The organism is Paenibacillus sp. FSL H7-0690, from assembly GCF_037980415.1.
GTDB classification, from domain to species: Bacteria; Bacillota; Bacilli; order Paenibacillales; family Paenibacillaceae; genus Paenibacillus_AQ; species Paenibacillus_AQ odorifer.
The window spans coordinates 912,649-930,697 of the sequence record NZ_CP150281.1; the positions used below are offsets into that span (position 1 = coordinate 912,649).

General features: G+C 43.1%; 14 protein-coding genes. 12 read left to right on the forward strand and 2 right to left on the reverse strand.

The annotated features are described in order from the left end of the window. Positions 1-11 precede the first annotated feature (11 nt). The 4 genes from bshB2 (at position 12) to MHI32_RS04120 (ending at position 5,052) form a co-directional block, all read left to right on the forward strand. Complete coding sequence (gene bshB2, locus MHI32_RS04105; protein ID WP_340011931.1) at positions 12-665, forward strand: bacillithiol biosynthesis deacetylase BshB2; 654 nt, start codon at positions 12-14, stop codon at positions 663-665. Positions 666-868: 203 nt separating this feature from the next. Further along, positions 869-2,776, forward strand: a complete 1,908-nt coding sequence (locus MHI32_RS04110; protein ID WP_340011932.1) for a flagellin — start codon at positions 869-871, stop codon at positions 2,774-2,776. Between the two features lie 165 nt (positions 2,777-2,941). Then, positions 2,942-4,315, forward strand: a complete 1,374-nt coding sequence (locus tag MHI32_RS04115) for a hypothetical protein (RefSeq protein ID WP_340011933.1) — start codon at positions 2,942-2,944, stop codon at positions 4,313-4,315. Between the two features lie 80 nt (positions 4,316-4,395). Next, positions 4,396-5,052, forward strand: coding sequence for a SprT family zinc-dependent metalloprotease (locus MHI32_RS04120; protein ID WP_038574107.1), 657 nt, complete (start codon positions 4,396-4,398; stop codon positions 5,050-5,052). A gap of 57 nt (positions 5,053-5,109) precedes the next feature. On the opposite strand, the gene MHI32_RS04125 is transcribed toward MHI32_RS04120, so the two are convergent. After that, complete coding sequence (locus MHI32_RS04125) at positions 5,110-6,807, reverse strand: PucR family transcriptional regulator ligand-binding domain-containing protein (protein ID WP_340011934.1); 1,698 nt, start codon at positions 6,805-6,807, stop codon at positions 5,110-5,112. A 541-nt stretch (positions 6,808-7,348) separates the two neighbouring features. On the opposite strand from MHI32_RS04125, the gene MHI32_RS04130 reads away from it, so the two are divergent. The 8 genes from MHI32_RS04130 (at position 7,349) to MHI32_RS04165 (ending at position 16,046) form a co-directional block, all read left to right on the forward strand. Next, a complete protein-coding gene (locus MHI32_RS04130; protein ID WP_340011935.1) occupies positions 7,349-8,059 on the forward strand; it encodes a DUF2877 domain-containing protein in 711 nt (236 codons plus the stop codon). A gap of 3 nt (positions 8,060-8,062) precedes the next feature. Then, positions 8,063-9,607, forward strand: coding sequence for an acyl-CoA synthetase FdrA (gene fdrA / locus MHI32_RS04135; RefSeq protein ID WP_312148538.1), 1,545 nt, complete (start codon positions 8,063-8,065; stop codon positions 9,605-9,607). A gap of 1 nt (position 9,608) precedes the next feature. Next, the gene (locus MHI32_RS04140) at positions 9,609-11,039 is read left to right on the forward strand and encodes a DUF1116 domain-containing protein (RefSeq protein ID WP_076098692.1); all 1,431 of its coding nucleotides are present in this window, start codon (positions 9,609-9,611) and stop codon (positions 11,037-11,039) included. 89 nt (positions 11,040-11,128) lie between these two features. Further along, positions 11,129-12,670, forward strand: coding sequence for a hypothetical protein (locus MHI32_RS04145; protein ID WP_036684876.1), 1,542 nt, complete (start codon positions 11,129-11,131; stop codon positions 12,668-12,670). Between the two features lie 34 nt (positions 12,671-12,704). Continuing rightward, entirely contained in the window at positions 12,705-13,970 is a 1,266-nt protein-coding gene (locus MHI32_RS04150; protein WP_076308505.1) for a tetratricopeptide repeat protein, read from the forward strand. 36 nt (positions 13,971-14,006) lie between these two features. Then, positions 14,007-14,957, forward strand: coding sequence for a carbamate kinase family protein (locus MHI32_RS04155; RefSeq protein WP_340011936.1), 951 nt, complete (start codon positions 14,007-14,009; stop codon positions 14,955-14,957). 192 nt (positions 14,958-15,149) lie between these two features. After that, complete coding sequence (locus MHI32_RS04160; RefSeq protein ID WP_340011937.1) at positions 15,150-15,731, forward strand: hypothetical protein; 582 nt, start codon at positions 15,150-15,152, stop codon at positions 15,729-15,731. A gap of 21 nt (positions 15,732-15,752) precedes the next feature. Next, positions 15,753-16,046 (forward strand): transposase, encoded by a 294-nt coding sequence (locus tag MHI32_RS04165; RefSeq protein ID WP_076128620.1) that lies wholly within the window; start codon positions 15,753-15,755, stop codon positions 16,044-16,046. A 69-nt stretch (positions 16,047-16,115) separates the two neighbouring features. Here the strand turns inward: MHI32_RS04165 and MHI32_RS04170 are convergent, their stop codons facing one another. Continuing rightward, positions 16,116-17,837, reverse strand: coding sequence for a cellulase family glycosylhydrolase (locus MHI32_RS04170; RefSeq protein ID WP_340011938.1), 1,722 nt, complete (start codon positions 17,835-17,837; stop codon positions 16,116-16,118). Between the last annotated feature and the right edge of the window lie 212 nt (positions 17,838-18,049).

Consider the following 18,049-nt stretch of genomic DNA (forward strand, 5'->3'; position numbering starts at 1 on the left):
TGAAGAGTTCTGTGGAAAAACATATTCTTGTTATTTTGCCACATCCGGATGATGAGGCCTTCGGTATATCAGGTACCCTTGCCAAACATATACAAAGTGGGACCCAAGTTACCTACGCATGCCTAACGCTTGGAGAAATGGGCCGAAATATGGGCATCCCGCCCTTTGCGAATCGGGTAACCCTCCCGGAAATACGTAAGAAGGAGCTGGAGGAATCCTGCGAGGCTATTGGCATACAGGATTTAAGAATGCTTGGTTTTCACGACAAGACGATAGAATTCGAAGATCAAGTCTTGCTCGATGGGCAGATTGATGCGCTCTTGAAAGAGCTTAAACCTTCGCTGATCATCACTTTCTATCCTGGGTACAGCGTTCATCCTGATCACGATGCTACTGGAGCCGCAGTGATCCGAACCGTTGCAAGACTTCCGAAGGAAGAAAGACCTCCTGTTCACTGTATAGCTTTTGCTAATAATATTGTAGAGATTGGGGAGCCAAAGGTTATCAATGATGTGAGAGATTTCCTCAAGCACAAGATGGCGTCCATTCAGGCGCATCGTTCCCAATTCCAAGCTGCTGAGCTGTTGGGCAGCAAACCTTTAAATGATAAAGAGATCCAAGCTCGTTTTGGAACAGAACATTTCTGGATTTATCCGTTTGAATGATAATGATCTAGTCAGAATTTTAGCGGTGATCTGTTGTCGGTGCTTAACCGGTGATAGATCGCCGTTTTTGTATGTGAATATTCAACTTTTCAGCGGGGGACGGTGGGAATTTAAGGCGAGGCCTTAAGACACGGGTAATTTGACCTAAAAAATTACTAAGGACTATCCGATATAGAAGATACTAACAATTGAAAGGTGATTAAATGCGAATCGGTCACAACATCACGTCTTTAAATAGTTTGAACAGATTAAATAAAAATAATAAATCTATTACAAGTTCACTAGAGAGGTTATCTTCTGGACTTCGGATAAATATAGCGGCAGATGATGCTGCAGGATTAGCAATTTCTGAGAAAATGAGAGCACAGATTCGTGGATTGTCTCAGGCAGCAAGGAATACACAGGATGGTATTTCACTAATTCAGACTGCTGAGAGTGGACTTGGAACTATACAAGATCCTAATCTGCTAAGATTACGGGAGCTTGCAATACAGGCTTCAAATGATACCTTAACAAATTTTGATCGAACATTGATTCAAAAAGAAGTTGAGCAGATAAAGCTTGGGATAAATGATATTGCTAATAACACTCAATTTAATGGAATTCATTTATTGAATAATGACCTCGAAGTAAACACGAATATTACCCCAGTACAGGGCAATATAAGTACGAACTGGACCGCTAACATACCTGCCAGAGATTTATCTAAGACTTCAGATGGAGGTTACGTCGGAATAAGAATTCCCGGTAATAATCCCTTCAAATTAGATAGTATGGGTAATCTGGTTTGGTCACAAGCAATTCCTAATATGGATGTGTATAGTATTAAGGAATCTAGTGATGGTGGTTATATTTTATTAGGAAATGATTTCTCAGCAGGGGCAATTTCCGATCAAAGGATAAATATAATTAAATGGGATGCGAATTTGAATGAGCAGTGGAGTACAGGGGTATCTGGTGTCTACTCCATTATGGGGAATGAAGTAATTGAGACTAGTGACGGTTCCTTTATTGTGGCAGGGACGGGTTCCGGTATTCAAAATTGGGATGGCCTTATGGCTAAATTTAATAGTAGTGGTGTGCAACAATCCACCTCGATAGTGGGTTCTTCACAATCCAATCCTGTTGGCTATGGAAGCGAAGAATTTAATTCTATTATTGAAACTGCTGACGGCGGTTATTTGGCTATTGGTTCATCAAGTCTCCAACTAAACGGTTCTTATACCGATAAGTCAAGCTGGGTTGTGAAATATGATAGTAACTTAAATCCGTTATGGGACACACGAGTCGGTGCTGCTGGGGATGATGAAGGTTACCGGGCCATCGCAACCAGTGATGGAGGGGCCATAATTGTTGGTTCTTATAACGACTCTACTAAAACTAGTGGATTAATCTATAAACTAGACAGTAGTGGAAACGTATTGTGGGAGAAGAATATCTCAAATGAAACTTCCAACTCCAGTCAACTTACAAGCATTACAGAAATGAAAGATGGGAATTACATCGTTGGAGGAATAGTAGATAATAATTATCGTCTTTCCATCTTTGATCCACAGGGTAATGAATTGGCTAATGTTAATCTAAATGGTGGGGGCTCTACGGATAGACTAAATAACATTATTAGTAATGATGACGGAAGTTACACTTTTTCAACTACAACTGGGATAACCAATTTCAATGTATCTTACGGATCAAACCCTGGTACCACATATGATTACAAAACAGTAAATCTTCAGGTGGGAGCAAACTCTGGGAATAACTTCGCTGTTAAATTAACAGATGCTAGAACTACTGCTCTGGGAATTGCGGATATAGATCTTTCAACTAGACAAGGTGCCGAATTAGCGATTTCGAAAATAGACAAAGCTATAAATACCGTTTCATCCAGGCGTTCAATGTACGGCGCGTATCAAAATGCATTAGAACATATCCATAATAACCTAACCAATTACGAAGTAAACTTAACAGCAGCTGAATCACGAATAAGAGATGCGGATATGGCAAAGGAAATGATGAAGCTTACCAAATACAATGTCTTATCTCAAGCATCGCAAGCGATGTTGGCTCAAGCTAATCAACAGCCTCAAGGCGTGTTAGAGTTGTTAAAATAGGGCTATACATACAGTCTATGCATTTCAGTGCATAGGCTTTTTTTAGAATCTATGATGATCTAAGAAATGATTTACAAAAAAATTTCCAGAGACTATTATATTTCTATGCGTAATATTTTCCTTTTTTAACTAGATTATTGTAAGAATTTATCTTTGGAGGTTCAAATGAAAAAGCACGACAAAATCATTTCCTTCATCTTCATGTTCATTATGATGGTGACGGCTATTTTCTGGGTAAACTCGACCACTAGTTGGTCTATGATGGGTACCCTTGCTTCCGTGGCCTGTTTCGTACTTTTTGTATTATTGGGACTCCGCACTATACCTGTTTTGACAGATTTTGTTCTGACAAATCCAGCGCCTGAAGTAACTCTGGAAAATAAAATACGGGACAGAAAGCAGGCTTGGCTATATATTATCGGCTGGGTTGTGGCTAGTAGGGTCTTGCTTATGATTATCGGGTATATATTTTTGATCATACAGAATGGCTATTCCGGTGGTTTGTTTAGCAAAATAGCTGAGACCTGGCATATATCGGGGATCGACGCTTCACATTATTTGGGCATCGCGGAGAATTGGTATGTGACGGAGGGAGATCCGAAATACCATATTGTGTTTTTTCCTTTTTTTCCAAATCTAATTAAAGTAGTTCAGGTATTTGTAGGGAATTATCTCGTCGCTGGATTCATCGTTTCTAATATTTGCTCGCTTGTCGCTGCCTTGGTCGCCTATGAGCTTGCCGCACTAGACATGCATCGAAAGAGTGCTATGCGAGTAGTAAAGTATATTTTTATATTTCCGGCTGCGTTCTTTTTCTTCATCCCAATGACCGAATCTTTATTTCTGGCCTTATCGCTGTTGTGTTTATATTTTGTGAGAAAAAAAGAATGGCTCATCGGATGTTTATGCGGTGCACTTGCAGCGTATACGCGTTCTCCAGGGGTACTGTTGATTGTACCGGTTGCGATTGAATTTGCACGGGAACTTATCGGGAATTATAAATTACTAGAGAAAAAAGCGTTTATACATAAACTGACCACCGCCATTGGCTGTCTTGCTATCATATCGATGGGTTTGCTGGCTTATCTTTACATCAACTACTATGTTACGGGAAATGCTTTTCAGTTCAGTATTTACCAGAGGGAGCATTGGTCACAGAAGTTCTATCTCTTTTTCGATACCGTAAGATATCAGATGGAATATGCGGTGGGCACCTTTAAAAGTGGAGATAGCCGTTCTTTTCTCGGCATGTGGCTGCCTAATTTAATCGCTATATTCTCAGCACTAATTATCATGTTTATGGGAGCAAGAAAACTACGGCCATCCTACACTGCTTATTTTATCGTGTATTTTGCTTTCGTAGTGGGAGCTACCTGGCTGCTGTCAGCCCCGCGTTATTTGCTTGTTGCATTTCCGCTAGCTTTTGCTGCCGTTGCGCTCACTAATGAAAAGCCGAAGGATGTTGCACTCACTGTTATATCTGTTGTGGGTAGTATACTGTACTTGGCAATGTTTGTAGCGGGATATCCGGTGTATTGAGGAATCGTGTTAAAATAGGAGAACGCCTAGGTGCGTTCTTCTTTTTTATTGCGAATAATCTTATAGAAACGATGGTGGGTATGAAGATTGATTACGACAATCAGGTGATCGAGTTTAATGTTCAATATGGAAACGGGAAAAAAATCTCCATTCATATAGATTCGTCAGGGCGCATAACACTCAAGGTACCTAAGAAAACATCTGAAGAGACGATTAAAAGTGTGGTTGAGCGTAATGGAAAAATGATTGTGGAGAAGCTGCAAAGTCTCGAAGCGGCTCGTGAAACGCCAAAGATGATCAGAGCGTACGAAGATGAAGGAAAGTTCCTGTATCTAGGCAAATATTATTCTCTGCATGAGCTTATAGAGACAGCGGAGCTAAGTGAAGAACAACTTCAGTTAAAGCTGAAAAAGTTCTATTTCTCTAGCTGCAAGAAGCTTATAGGAGAGCGGATCACTAGGTACCAGACGCAGCTTAGAGTAAAACCTAAGAGTATCGAGATTGTAGAGTCCAGGACCAAATGGGGAAGCTGCAGCTCCGATAAAAAGCTAACCTTTAACTATCGTCTGGCCATGGCTCCCGTGGAGGTTATCGATTATGTGATCATCCATGAGTTATGTCATTTGCTGCATATGAACCATGATCGCTCCTTTTGGCGACGGGTTGGAAGCCTAATGCCGGATTATAAGGAGAAGGAAGAATATTTAGCAAGATATGGACGGGCTATGACGTTATGAAAAAAGGGTATTCCAGTGCAACTAGAGTAATGGTTGCCGGGAATACCCTTCGTTATTTTAACCCCTTTGCAGCAATCGATAGAGGTTAAGTGCCAGTTGAATCTCGAATAGCTCATCTGAGTTTTTCAGATCTATATTTAGCAAATCTTTGATTTTATCAATCCGGTAAATAAAGGTGTTGCGGTGAATAAACATCGCTTTGGCGGCTTCGGTTACATTCTGATTGTACATAAAATAATACTCCAAGGTAGACATGAATCTCGTGTTCATCGTCTGGTCATGTTCATGGATGCCTCCCAGAACTTTGTTAAAGAATGTCTCCATTTCCGTAGGCTTAATATTGGAATCCAAAAAATGATAGACAGAATAATCCTCGAAGTGAGCAATGCTCCGGCTGTCTTTATTAAACCGCTGCATGAGCCGCATAGCTTCCTGGGCCTCGAAGAAGCTTCGATGGAGCGAAGCAAGTGTCTTATACTGACTGCCAATGCCGATGAGAAAATGATTTTTAGTCATTTCCTGAGCCAGCAATTGCAGCACCTCTTGAGCAAAGGCTTTCGTATCGCTTACGGAAATTGGCGGTTTATTTTCATTTTTTCCGATCAAGATGATAATTTGCTGATTGCGATAGTAACAGATTAGCTCTCCACCTGCATTACTGGACAAGCCATAGATCAAATTGACACATTTTTTGACCATATGCTCCATTTCGTATTTTCTATAAACCATGTCCGTGTAGTTTTCCAGCTGTGTAGCTTCAATATGGATAACTGTACAGTAATACGAATAGTTAACTTTAAGCCCATGCATAGCAGATAGGGAATGCAGTGTTTCTGTTGAAGTAATATTGCCAGCTAATAAGTCGTCGAAGAAGTCCTGCCTAATTTTATGCTTTACCTCTTCGATTTCCTTGGCTTTGATCCGGTCCAGTGCAAGCATCGTGGATACATGCTCTAACGCGGTGTAGTCAAATTCAACCAGCTTGCGTACCGTTTGCAGAACGACGATATACGCGTAAGCGTTACTGGATACAGAAACCGGCATAATGCAGCACTTGTACGGCTGTCCCTGAGAATAGTAGGTGCGTTTGATGGATTTTTTGATTTCAGTAATATACTTTGGGAAAGCTACCGTGAACTCTGGTGGAAAAACAGGCCTGTTCTTCACCAGTGGCAGGAATTCCTGAAGTGGAGATGGGTTATCCTTATGATCTGTATAGCAGAGTAGGTTCCAGTCTCTATCTAATATAAGAACAGGGTTATGGATCGTGTCGGACAATTCCGCCGATATTTGCTCAATACCGCCTCCTTCGAGTGCGATTTTGAACAGCGCATTATGAAGGTCGAGCGAGCGTCGGTTCACAGCATCGTAATCCGCGTTGGTCTTTTCGTTAATGATCGCAATGACTCTGGACAAGGTGTATTCAAAAGGGAGCTCCAGTAGCGGGAGTCCATGCTTATCAGCAAGCTCAATCATATTCTGCGGGATAGCATCGAAATATCGCTTCATTTTGATGCAGAGTCCTGCACAGTTATTCTCCACCAGCTCATGAATAAATTTGTTCTGCAGCTCCGTGCTGTCTTTGAAGATATATCCGGTGGATAAAAGCAGCTCGTTCGAGGTCAGCCAGTCAAATACGTCCGGATTCTCGATGATATTAACTACGGAGATTTGATTGTTTAGACCAGAATGCCCCGCAACGATCTTTATGCCTTCGATGGATTTGATTTGTAAGATATCTTTTATCGTTAGCATCAATTCACACCTCTCATCTTCGCCCATTGTGCAATGTGCATAGTGATTACTTGTTGTTTTTAGTGTTCTTGTATGATGACCCCCAGTGTACGGAGGACTACAATAAGGGTGTCAGGTAACGTTTATCCGTTAAACTGTGATATATTTCACAAAAATATCCTTTTTCACACAGAAAGCAGCTCAATCTTCATCATTCTTGGAATTTTATGAACTGAGTGTAACATCTTCTATCATTCATCATCAACCGTTACGGTTTTTTTATGAGAACGCTTTCTATATAGGATAACCTGACAGTAAGTGACCAAACCATTATCTACTTCCTTCTCAAGGGGGCGATCAAACGGAGCATTCTCAGAGCAAGTGTACCTCTTATTTAAAAGCTGGGATATCCAGTGATAGCGCGTTCTTTCATCGGATTCGAGAATCAAGATTTTTCGGAAATGTACACAGCATATTTGAGCGGACGATAAATGTAAGGTGCAAGGCAACTGATGAATTATATACCATTGCGAGCAGTAAGGTAGATAATGCGCCTAATACTTTGATTACAGAGGTTAGTAGTTTTTCGGTTCTTGGACTGGTTGTGGGAGATGAAGTTTTTGCGGAGAATGATCAATTATATATCGGCACTAAGCTTTCAATATCGATCAAGCAACTGACAGTTTGGCAGAGCTCTTTATCTATTTTTCCCATAGAAGTAAAGACGCTAAGAGATAATTTGGCTGCGGCAAAAGCTTATATCAATAGCTATGGAAAACCAGGCGGTATGAAGCAGTTTGCGGGTTCTAGCAGCTTTGAGAGAGAAACGATGCGGCTGCTGGAAGAGCGATCTTCAGGTCTTCTGAATGCCTTGGCGAATGACAGCATGGAAGAGGCTACTCATTATGCAATTCGACTAATGGGATTAGGCCCAGGGCTGACTCCGTCGGGAGATGATTTTTTAGTTGGATTGTTTGCTGTGATCCATCTGCCTCAGAGTCCTATTAGTAAATATCAGCCGTGGTGCAGGGAAGTCGTGAACGAAGCAGCTGAATTAACGAATCAAATAAGCTATATGGCTCTGAAAAAAGCGGCTTGGGGTCAGGTGAGAGAGTCAATGGGTCAGTTGCTGCATTCGCTCATGTATGAGAGTAAGGAAAATATGCTTCTTGGCTTATCGGCAGTGCTGGATTTAGGTTCTTCTTCCGGAACAGATATTGCCTTGGGGATCATTAGCGGTTTGGATCTTAATCTAGAACAACGTTGGAGGTAAGATATGTCGACTAAAATAGTAATTAAAAGGAACACATACTTTGATTCCGTCTCGCTCATGTCGTTGTCGACCAAAGCGAATCAAATAGAGGGTGTCGAACAAGCTTTTATCGCAATGGCTACTCAAATGAATAAAGAGGTATTAGCGAATGTAGGGCTGATAACCCCTGAGCTAGAGGAAGCTAAGAATAGTGACCTGATGATCGTAATCAAAGCAGCATCCCCTGAGCTGGCTGAAGTTGCCTTTGAAGCAATCGAAGAGCTGTTTATTAAAAAAGACAGTGCAGTTGGCGGTACAGCGCTTAAATATCCAACAATTGAGTCGGCAGTGAAGAATATGACAGCAGCTAATCTTGCAGTGATTTCAGTCAACGGAGCGTTTGCAGCCAGAGAAGCAAGAAAAGCGCTGGAGAATAATCTCCATGTCATGATGTTCAGTGACAACGTAAGCGTAGAAGACGAAATTGAATTAAAAAAAATAGCACATGAGCGTGGATTGCTGATGATGGGGCCGGATTGCGGAACCGCGATCATTGGAAATATGGCATTATGTTTTGCTAATAAGGTTCGCAAAGGCAATATCGGCATCGTGGGTGCATCCGGCACAGGAAGTCAGGAAATCAGCGTGCGGATTCACGATTTTGGCGGAGGCATCTCACAGTTGATTGGCACAGGCGGCAGAGACCTAAGTGAACGTGTCGGCGGAGTAATGATGCTTGATGCTATGAAAGCGCTTAACGAAGACGAAGCCACTAAGGTCATTGTGTTGATTTCCAAGCCACCCGCCAAAAGTGTGGAACAAAAAGTGCTGAATGAAATCAAAAATATGCATAAGCCTGTCGTGGTCTGCTTTATCGGAGGAACGGAGGAAGCTGTTCTGGAAGCAGGTGGACATTTTGCCAAAACAACTAAAGAGGCCGCGCTAAAGGCGGTAATTCTATCCGGCATTGATGAGAGCCAAATTGACAAGCATCCGCTAAACCTTCCGCTGATTGAGGAGATTAAGGTCAAGCTGAAGCCAGAACAGAAGTATATTCGCGGGTTATTCTGCGGCGGTACTTTATGTGATGAAGCAATGTATCTAGCGATGGAGAAATACGACGATGTCTATAGCAACATTCCAAAAGATCCGGAATATCAGCTGGGTGATATCCATATCAGCCAAGCGCATACGTTTATTGACTTTGGGGATGATGGGTTCACTAACGGCAAACCACATCCGATGATTGATCCTTCTTCACGGATTGCCAGATTCAAGCAGGAAGCAAAGGACCCGGCGGTGGGCGTGATCATTATGGATTTTGTATTAGGCTATGGATCGCATGAGGATCCAGTAGGTGTTATGGTGCCTGCAATTATTGAGGCTAAGCAAGCAGCGGAACAAGAAGGCAGACATTTGGAGATTGTCGGCTATGTACTTGGAACCGATCTGGATACACCTTCCGTCCAAGAACAGCTTGATAAGTTGGTATCCGCGGGCGTTACCTATGCAAGCAGTAATACGAATGCAGGACTTCTTGCCAGAGGTTTTGTAGAGAAGGGAGTATAACATGAGCAGAATCAATGAGTTATTTAAGAGTGAACTTCACGTTATCAATGTCGGCCTAGAAATGTTCAAGGATGATATCCTGAAGCAAAAAGGCAACGTAACCCATCTGGAATGGAAGCCACCTGGTGGAGGTAAGCCCGAATTAATTGCCGCACTGGATGCGTTAGAGCAAGAGGGGATTGCTGCAAAGATTGAGGCTGCCAACAAGCTGGCTGTAGAGCGAATCGTGAATTCACAACCGGTATTGGTTGGTTTTGATCAAGCGATCAATGTCGTACCAGGGATGACTAAGACTACGATATTACATGCAGGGCCTCCGATTACCTGGGATAAGATGAGTGGTCCCATGAAAGGTGCAGTTACCGGCGCTTTGGTCTTTGAGGGCTTGGCGAAGGATCTGGATGAAGCTGCCGAACTAGCGGCATCAGGTGAGATTACGTTCTCCCCTTGTCACGAGCATAATTGTGTGGGTTCCATGGCAGGGGTAACCTCAGCCTCTATGTTCATGCACATTGTAGAGAATAAAACGTATGGCAACATCGCTTATACGAACCTTAGTGAGCAACTGTCGAAAATCTTGCGGATGGGTGCAAACGATGAAACGGTCGTTGCCCGTTTGATCTGGATGAGAGATGTGCTTGGACCGATGCTGCGTGAGGCGATGAAGTTCTCTGAGAACGGCATTGATCTACGGCTCATGTTATCACAGGCGCTCCATATGGGAGATGAATGCCATAACCGCAACAACGCTGGAACGACTCTTTTGATTCAGGCATTAACGCCGCTTATCCTGAGAACGGATTTTACTAATGAGCAGAAAATCGAAGTGTTCGATTTTGTGGCAATGAGTGATTATTTCTCCGGACCAACCTGGATGGCTCTTTGTAAATGTGCGCTTGATGCTGCCCATGGCATCGAGCATAGCACCATCGTAACAACGATGGCCCGCAATGGCGTGGAATTCGGTATTCGTGTCAGTGGAATGCCAGGCAATACCTGGTTTACCGGCCCTGCGCAAAAGGTTGTCGGACCGATGTTTGCAGGGTATAAGCCGGAAGATTCGGGACTCGATATCGGTGACAGTGCGATTACCGAAACGTATGGTATAGGTGGCTTCGCCATGGCAACCGCGCCGGCGATTGTAGCATTAGTTGGGGGAACCGTAGATGATGCCATGAACTATTCTGTGAAAATGAAGGAAATTACTACGACGGAGAATCCAAATGTGACGATTCCTTTGTTGAACTTCCGCGGAATTCCTACTGGAATCGATATTCGTAAAGTGGGTCAAACCAGCATTATGCCAGTGATCAACACGGCTATTGCCCATAAGGATCCAGGCATCGGAATGATTGGAGCCGGAATCACTCATCCTCCAATCGAGTGTTTCGAGCAAGCCATTCTCGCTTTTAGCCAGAGCATGCATTCATAGAACCACCCGCCCTTCAGGCCTATTCAAGGGCCTGAGGGCTTCATAAGCCATTGGTATGTAAGCGCTAACGATCTAGGGGGAGATTTATTATGGATCAAGTATTTATGAAGATGTTCTGGAAAAAGGGAGATTGGGCCGCGTTTTTCGGGCTGCTTGCTAACAATTTAACCAATCTGCTTACGATGATTTCATTGTTAATTTTTGTAGTAGGATTTCCGGAAGGTATGGTTTACGGCAGAGTCGTTCCTGCGTTTGGACTCGCGATTTTTATCGCAAGTATTGCTTATGGCTGGTTTGGATATCAGCTAGCCAAAAAAACAGGCCGAACGGATATAACCGCATTACCTTCAGGACCTAGTGCTCCATCGATTTTTACGGTAACTTTTCTAGTGTTAATTCCCGTATTTAGAGAAACCAATGATGCATCATTTGCGCTGCAAATTGGTCTCGTATGGTGCCTGTTCGAAGCTTTGATCCTTATTGTCGGCTCATTTCTGGGAGATGTGCTGCGCAAGGTTATTCCAAGAACCGTACTTTTATCTTGTTTATCTGGACTTGGATTGTTATTGCTGGCTATGAACCCGATGCTGCAATCCTTCGAAACACCAGTTGTTGCCTTTGTTGTACTTGTGATCATCTTTATTAACTGGTTTGGCAAATCGCCGATATTTAAAAAAATTCCTACAGGATTTCTGCTGCTGATTGCTGGAACCGCGCTGGCTTGGATATTCGGCTTGCAGAATCCAGAAGCGATCACAACGGCTCTTTCAACACTGGGGTTTAATCCACCTGAGGTGCATATTACCAGCTTAATTCAAGGGATTCCGCATGCCTTGCCATACCTGGCTTCTGCAATTCCATTGGGACTGGCGAATTATATTTTTGACCTTGAAAATATTGAGAGCGCACATGCTGCGGGAGATCCTTATAACACTCGTAACGTCATGCTAACGAACGGGGTTGCTTCAAGTATTGGTGCTTTTACAGGTAATCCGTTCCCGGTAACTGTGTACATTGGTCATGCAGGCTGGAAATCTATTGGGGCTGGACTTGGTTATACCATAGCTTCTGGTTTCTCCATGTTAATTATTTGTCTCTTTGGTATAGGAGCACTGCTGTTGTCTATCATACCTGTTGTGGCGATTGTTCCGATTCTGGTCTATGTCGGGGTCGTTACGGCGAATCAGGTGGTTCGAGAGACACCTAAAAATGAAGTGCCCGTTATCTTTATCACCTTGTTCCCATGGATTGCTAACTGGGCTTTAACGCTTGCGAACAACATTTTTAATGCGGCTGAAACTTCGGCTTCTAAGGTGGGGATTGATCTCTTATTAAGTAAAGGGGTTTATTACAACGGGCTGATGCATTTAGGAAATGGTGCACCGCTTAGCAGCTTGATTTGGGGCTCCATCACTATTTTCTCTATCCTGAATAAACCACTGCGGGCTGCTGTCTTTGCTGTAATCGCGTCTGGCCTATCTTTATTTGGGATCATTCACGCGCCGACTGTTGGATTTGCTCAAGCTTCACTTATGCCATTCGTATACGCCTATTTGATGGTTGCAGGATTATTTGTTTATAAGCATTTTTCAGACCTTCGTGACCCAGCGAACAAGCTGCAATCCGAATAAATAATTGATAAAAAGAAATAGGAGAGCTAAAGCCATGACTAATCAAACTCTGTCAGAAGATTTAATTCAAGCAGCGGATCGCGGGGATTTAGCTGCCGTAGAACAGCTTTTAGCTCGTGGTGCCGATGTTCATCATAAGGATGCCAGTGGTCGTACTGCGCTGATGGCGGCAACGCAAAAAAATCATATTCCTCTCGCTCAAAAGCTGATTGAAGCAGGCAGTGACGTGAATGCAAGAGATATCACTATGTTATCACCCTACCTGTGTGCCGGTGCCAATGGATTCCATGAGATTCTGTCTTTAACTCTTGCCGCAGGTGCGGATACAACCAGTGTAAATCGTTTTGGGGGAACTACACTGCTTCCTTCCAGCGAGAAGGGGTATCTAAGAACTGTTCAGAAATGCTTGGAAGCAGGCGTTGCAGTTAACCATATGAACAATCTGGGATGGTCTGCCTTGTTGGAGGCAGTAATTCTCGGGAATGGTGGCCGTTTATACTCCGATATTATTCAGTTGTTGGTGGATGCTGGAGCGGATGTTCAATTGCCGGATCGTGACGGCAAATCATCGTTGCAGCATGCAGAAGAGCTGGGACAGGAGAGGGTCATCCGTATTCTCAATAAAGAAAAGCTAACGATTCATCCAAGTATTCAAAGCGCTCAAGAGCTAGCTCGGGCAGAGGATTTCCTGAAAGCGAGTTTGGTTATGGAACATGCAATGCAAGAGGACAGTAATAATTCAGACTTCTATTACTATAAAGGATACTTCTTAGGGGAACTCGGGAGATATGAGGAAGCTCTGGCAGCCTATCAACAGGCACTTACTATCGATCCGGATGACCTTGATTTCTATTTCTACACCGCAAATGCCTACCGAATGATGAAGCGATCCGAGCAAGCGTTAGCAGAGTATGATAAAGCGATAGAACGCGATCCTGGCGAAAGCTTCTTCCGCTATCATAAATCCAATTATTTAAGAGAGTTGGGCAGGCATGAGGAAGCGGTTAAAGTTATGGATCAGCTTCTGGAACAGCAGCCTGAACGGTATGATTTCTCGTTTCATAAGGCGAACAGCTTGAGATCACTTGGCCGGCATCAAGAGGCAGTTGAGGCGATTGAGAACGCAATTGCTAACGATCCGAGCAATCCTTTATATCATCATCATAAGGCACAGTCACTTGGTTTACTTGGTGATCATGAAATGGCCATTCAAGAAATAGATATTGCTATCAGCTATAATCCTGCCAATCCGGATTTTCACTTCGCGAAGGAACAATTTCAGCTGGCCCTTAAACGCTAATAAATGAGGATCAACTGATCCGTCAGGAGGAATGGAATGAGTAAATTTATAGTTGTAGCCATTGGCGGTAATTCATTGGTGAAAGACAATGGCCGCGATTCTATAGAGGATCAATCTGAGGCAGTACGTGAAATTGCTGTCAATATCGCTGATCTGGTGCAAGCAGACAACGATGTGGTGGTTACTCACGGCAACGGTCCACAGGTTGGATTCGAGCTGAGACGAAGCGAGGTGGCTTCGGAAGTCACTGGAATGGATGTTACTCCGCTGGTCAATTGCGTGGCGGGCACGCAAGGGGGCATAGGCTATTTAATTCAGCAGGCCTTAACAAATGAATTCATTCATCGCAGATTAGACAAAAAGGTTGCCACAGTCATTACTCAGGTCGAGGTTAGCAAAAATGATCCGAATTTTCAGTCTCCCTCGAAACCAGTGGGCTCCTTCTTCACGCTTGAGCAAGCAGAGGAGATGAAGCGTGCCAAGCCAGATTGGGTCATCATTGAGGATTCAGGACGAGGTTACCGCCGTGTTGTTCCATCGCCTAAGCCGATTGATATCGTTGAAAAAGACGTCATTAAATCACTCATTGAGACGGGTTATGTGGTAATCGCTGTTGGCGGAGGCGGGATTCCTGTGATCAAAACCGAAAATAATACCTACGAAGGTATCGATGCAGTCATTGACAAAGACTTTGCTACAAGTCTGCTGGCCGAACAGATCGATGCAGAATCTCTTATCATTACAACAGGAGTTCCTCAGGTATGTGTGAATTTCGGTACGCCTGAGCAGAAGGCTCTTGAAGAAGTTACAGCGGCAGAAATGTTGGTATATGCGGAGCAGGGTCATTTTCCTGCTGGCAGTATGCAGCCTAAAATTGAAGCAAGTCTTAGTTTTTTGAAAAAAGAGGGACGCAGAGTTATCATTACCAATCCGGAAAATATGAAAGCTGCGATGAGCCAACAGGCTGGCACACATATTGTAAATTAATAAGATCTAATTTATCTCATCATTTCATGGAGACCGCCACTGATCTAAATCAGGGCGGTTTTTTGACATATTCATGAATTGTTATCTAACTGTTGCTTTCAGATGGCCATATTCTGGTGAATAAAAGGAAGATAAGAGGTAAAACTATGTCCACTATAGAGAAAAAAATACATTAAAATGCGGGGGTAAAAGATGATATCGAATAAAGGAACAACACAACGTTTTTCTAGGGCTACAATTCTTTGTTGTATTTGTGCATGTACGGTATTGCTAAGTGGTTGCACTAAAGCAGCGGATGAGACTCAAGTGCCTACTCCAACAGCTCAAGTAGAAACTGCAGCACCTTCTGCAGAAGCAACTACACCTGTACCTACAAATAACGCAACAGAACAACCTCTAACATCTGCGTCACCCGGCTCAAATACTGGGAAACTTCCAGAGGGGGTTAGCGTTCAGAGAGTTATCAAGGAGGTTTCGTTAAAAGATAACTATCATAAAAAGGTTGAGCTGCTAACTGACGGAGGCAAGCGGGTCACCATTACAGATCCGAATCAAAAGATTGTTTTGCAGCAGATTGAATATGACGGAAGGATCACTGCGGTTAAGGGTAAACAGGTTACCGTTCAAGTGGAGGGCGGTAAAGAGCAAACCTTAACGATTCCTGATCATATAGTCATTGAAGATGAAGACAAGCTCGGATTGAATAATGGCGTTGAAATCGAGTGGACGGTAAATGCAGATGGACAAATCGAAAGTGTGGAATTGGACGATTAAAAATTTACCGAGGTGAGCTGGATGAAATTTCTAATCGTACTTGGTAGTATTCTTGTTCCCATTGTTATGCTGATGTTACAGGGGAAATCGATAAAGTGGCGTATGGTTTTTAATGTTGTTTCGGTCTTAAGTGCGATTATCTTTGGAAATATTTCCGCCTTGGCGATTTACGAGATATTAAGAGATCGCGCTGTGTTTATGACCTCGATCCATGCGATATTTTTGAATCCAATGTTTCTTATTACCGGAGCCTATCTTGGCGTATATTTAATTTATCGGTTGATGATAATTTCGTATGACGAGGTTTATATGTGATCGGTACAATACAAATAGGGATGTTCCTGCGAAGGACACCCCTATTTGTGTTGTTAACAGGACCGATGCTTAAGAGGACTTTCCTACAACGTTTGTTCCGCTCTTCGTGATCTTGTAGGTGATAATATCCCCATTCCAGAAGTGGAACTTCAGGATAACCTCGCCGTCTTTAACATCTTTAAAGAACGCGGGAAGCAGCTTGATTTCTTTAGTGTTATAAGAAGGTGAGAAGGTATTGCCGAATTCCTTAAATGGAGTCCAGTCCTGCGGACCTGCATTGCCACCAGCGGTATACACAGCTTCCATTGTGGCAAGCTGGTTACCATTAAAGGTGGTCGGAATGGCAAAGGATTCAGTCGTGCCTTTTGCATCGCTTAATTTAGCTGTGTCATACACAATCACCTTAAGTCTCCACGCAACACCCTTGTTGAATTTCAGAGTCAGCACGGCATTTTCACCGTATTTTTGGTCAGCTGTGAGCTTTTTAAGTTGGCTGGCTTTGAGGATGAGCTCCTCACCATTTAAGGTGTAATCTTTACCTTTGGTCAGATACTTTCCGTTGGCACTAATGGTGGTTAGCTTATTGCCGTTCAGGTTCAGCTTAACCTTGGTATCTTTGATTTGTGCACCTTTTTTTAGGTAGACCAAATCGCTTTCGGTGCTGGAGGAACGCTCCTTCAGACCAGACATTAATACATTGTGGAGTTCAGGATCAGACCACTTATAAGTTTTACGGTTGAAATGCTGCCCGTTATCCCAGAGCATGGAAGTCATTTTCTTTTCTTTCAAATAATAAGTCAGATACTCGAAGAATTTAAGCTTCTCGCCCTGTTCAATCACACCCGTGTCTTTATCGAAACCTAATAAACCAAATTCGCCGACGATGACAGGGATGCCTTTAGCTACAAATGTATTGTAAACGTTATCAAAAGTTTGAGTGATATCGTTTTTTGTATCTTTTTCAAACGTGGTGTAGCCGGCAATGTTCACACTAAAAGGCCAGAAGCCATAGAAGTGAACGGTCGCAATAATATTTGGATCGTTCAGAGCCGTAATCGTCTTATAGAGATGATCCATTCTTGTTTGCGTAGGTGAAGACTCTAATGAAGGTAATACAAGTGGGCGGAGGTCGTTTTTCCCACCGGATTTCCGCACGATTTGATAGAAAGAGTTATTAAGTTCAGTAAGCATTTGCTCCATTTTTGCTTCGTCTGTGCTTCCACCATCGGTGAATCGAGGTTCATTTATGCTCTCGAACATCAGCTTATCGGAGTTGTCCTTGAAGCGATCGGCAATTTGAGTCCAAGCTGCATTATAACGTGCCAGCGTTTCATCGTGTTTTTCTTCCATATGGCTTACCCATAGCCAGGAATCATGATGGACATTAATCATGACATAAAGCTTGGCGTCCAGTGCCCAGCCGACAACTTCTTCCACACGATCGAGGTAGGCCTTTTCTAGGGTATAGTCTGGTGCCGCACCCATGTGAGTATCCCAGGTCACAGGAATCCGAATGCTTTTATAGCCTTGAGCGGCGATCTTTTTAATAAGATCTTGGGTCACACGTGGATTGCCCCAGGAGGTTTCATCCTCACCTGTAGCATCTAAAGTATTGCCAAGGTTCCATCCGGGCTGCATTTCGTCTACATAGGATTGGATCTTACTCTTTGGCGCTGCCTTAGCTTGTTGCTCGTCCTTAGTTGCAGCTGCGGCCATGGATGAGAACAGAGAGAGCAGAAGAGCGGTGACAAGTGTCAATGATAAGAAGGATTTCTGGATTCGCGTAGTCATTGAATTCTCCTTTGTGAGATAAATTTAGGATGCTTGGACCTGGCTTTGACGCTGTACTCGGTGGTTAGATGAATACAAACACCTCCAGTTTTATTTTGTAAACGCTTTCTGAATATACCCTAACATAGAATACACTTAGCGAGTACCTTACTAATTTGTGGTAAATTCATATAAGAATTAGTGATTTAAATTAATTTACCCCACACTTGGAT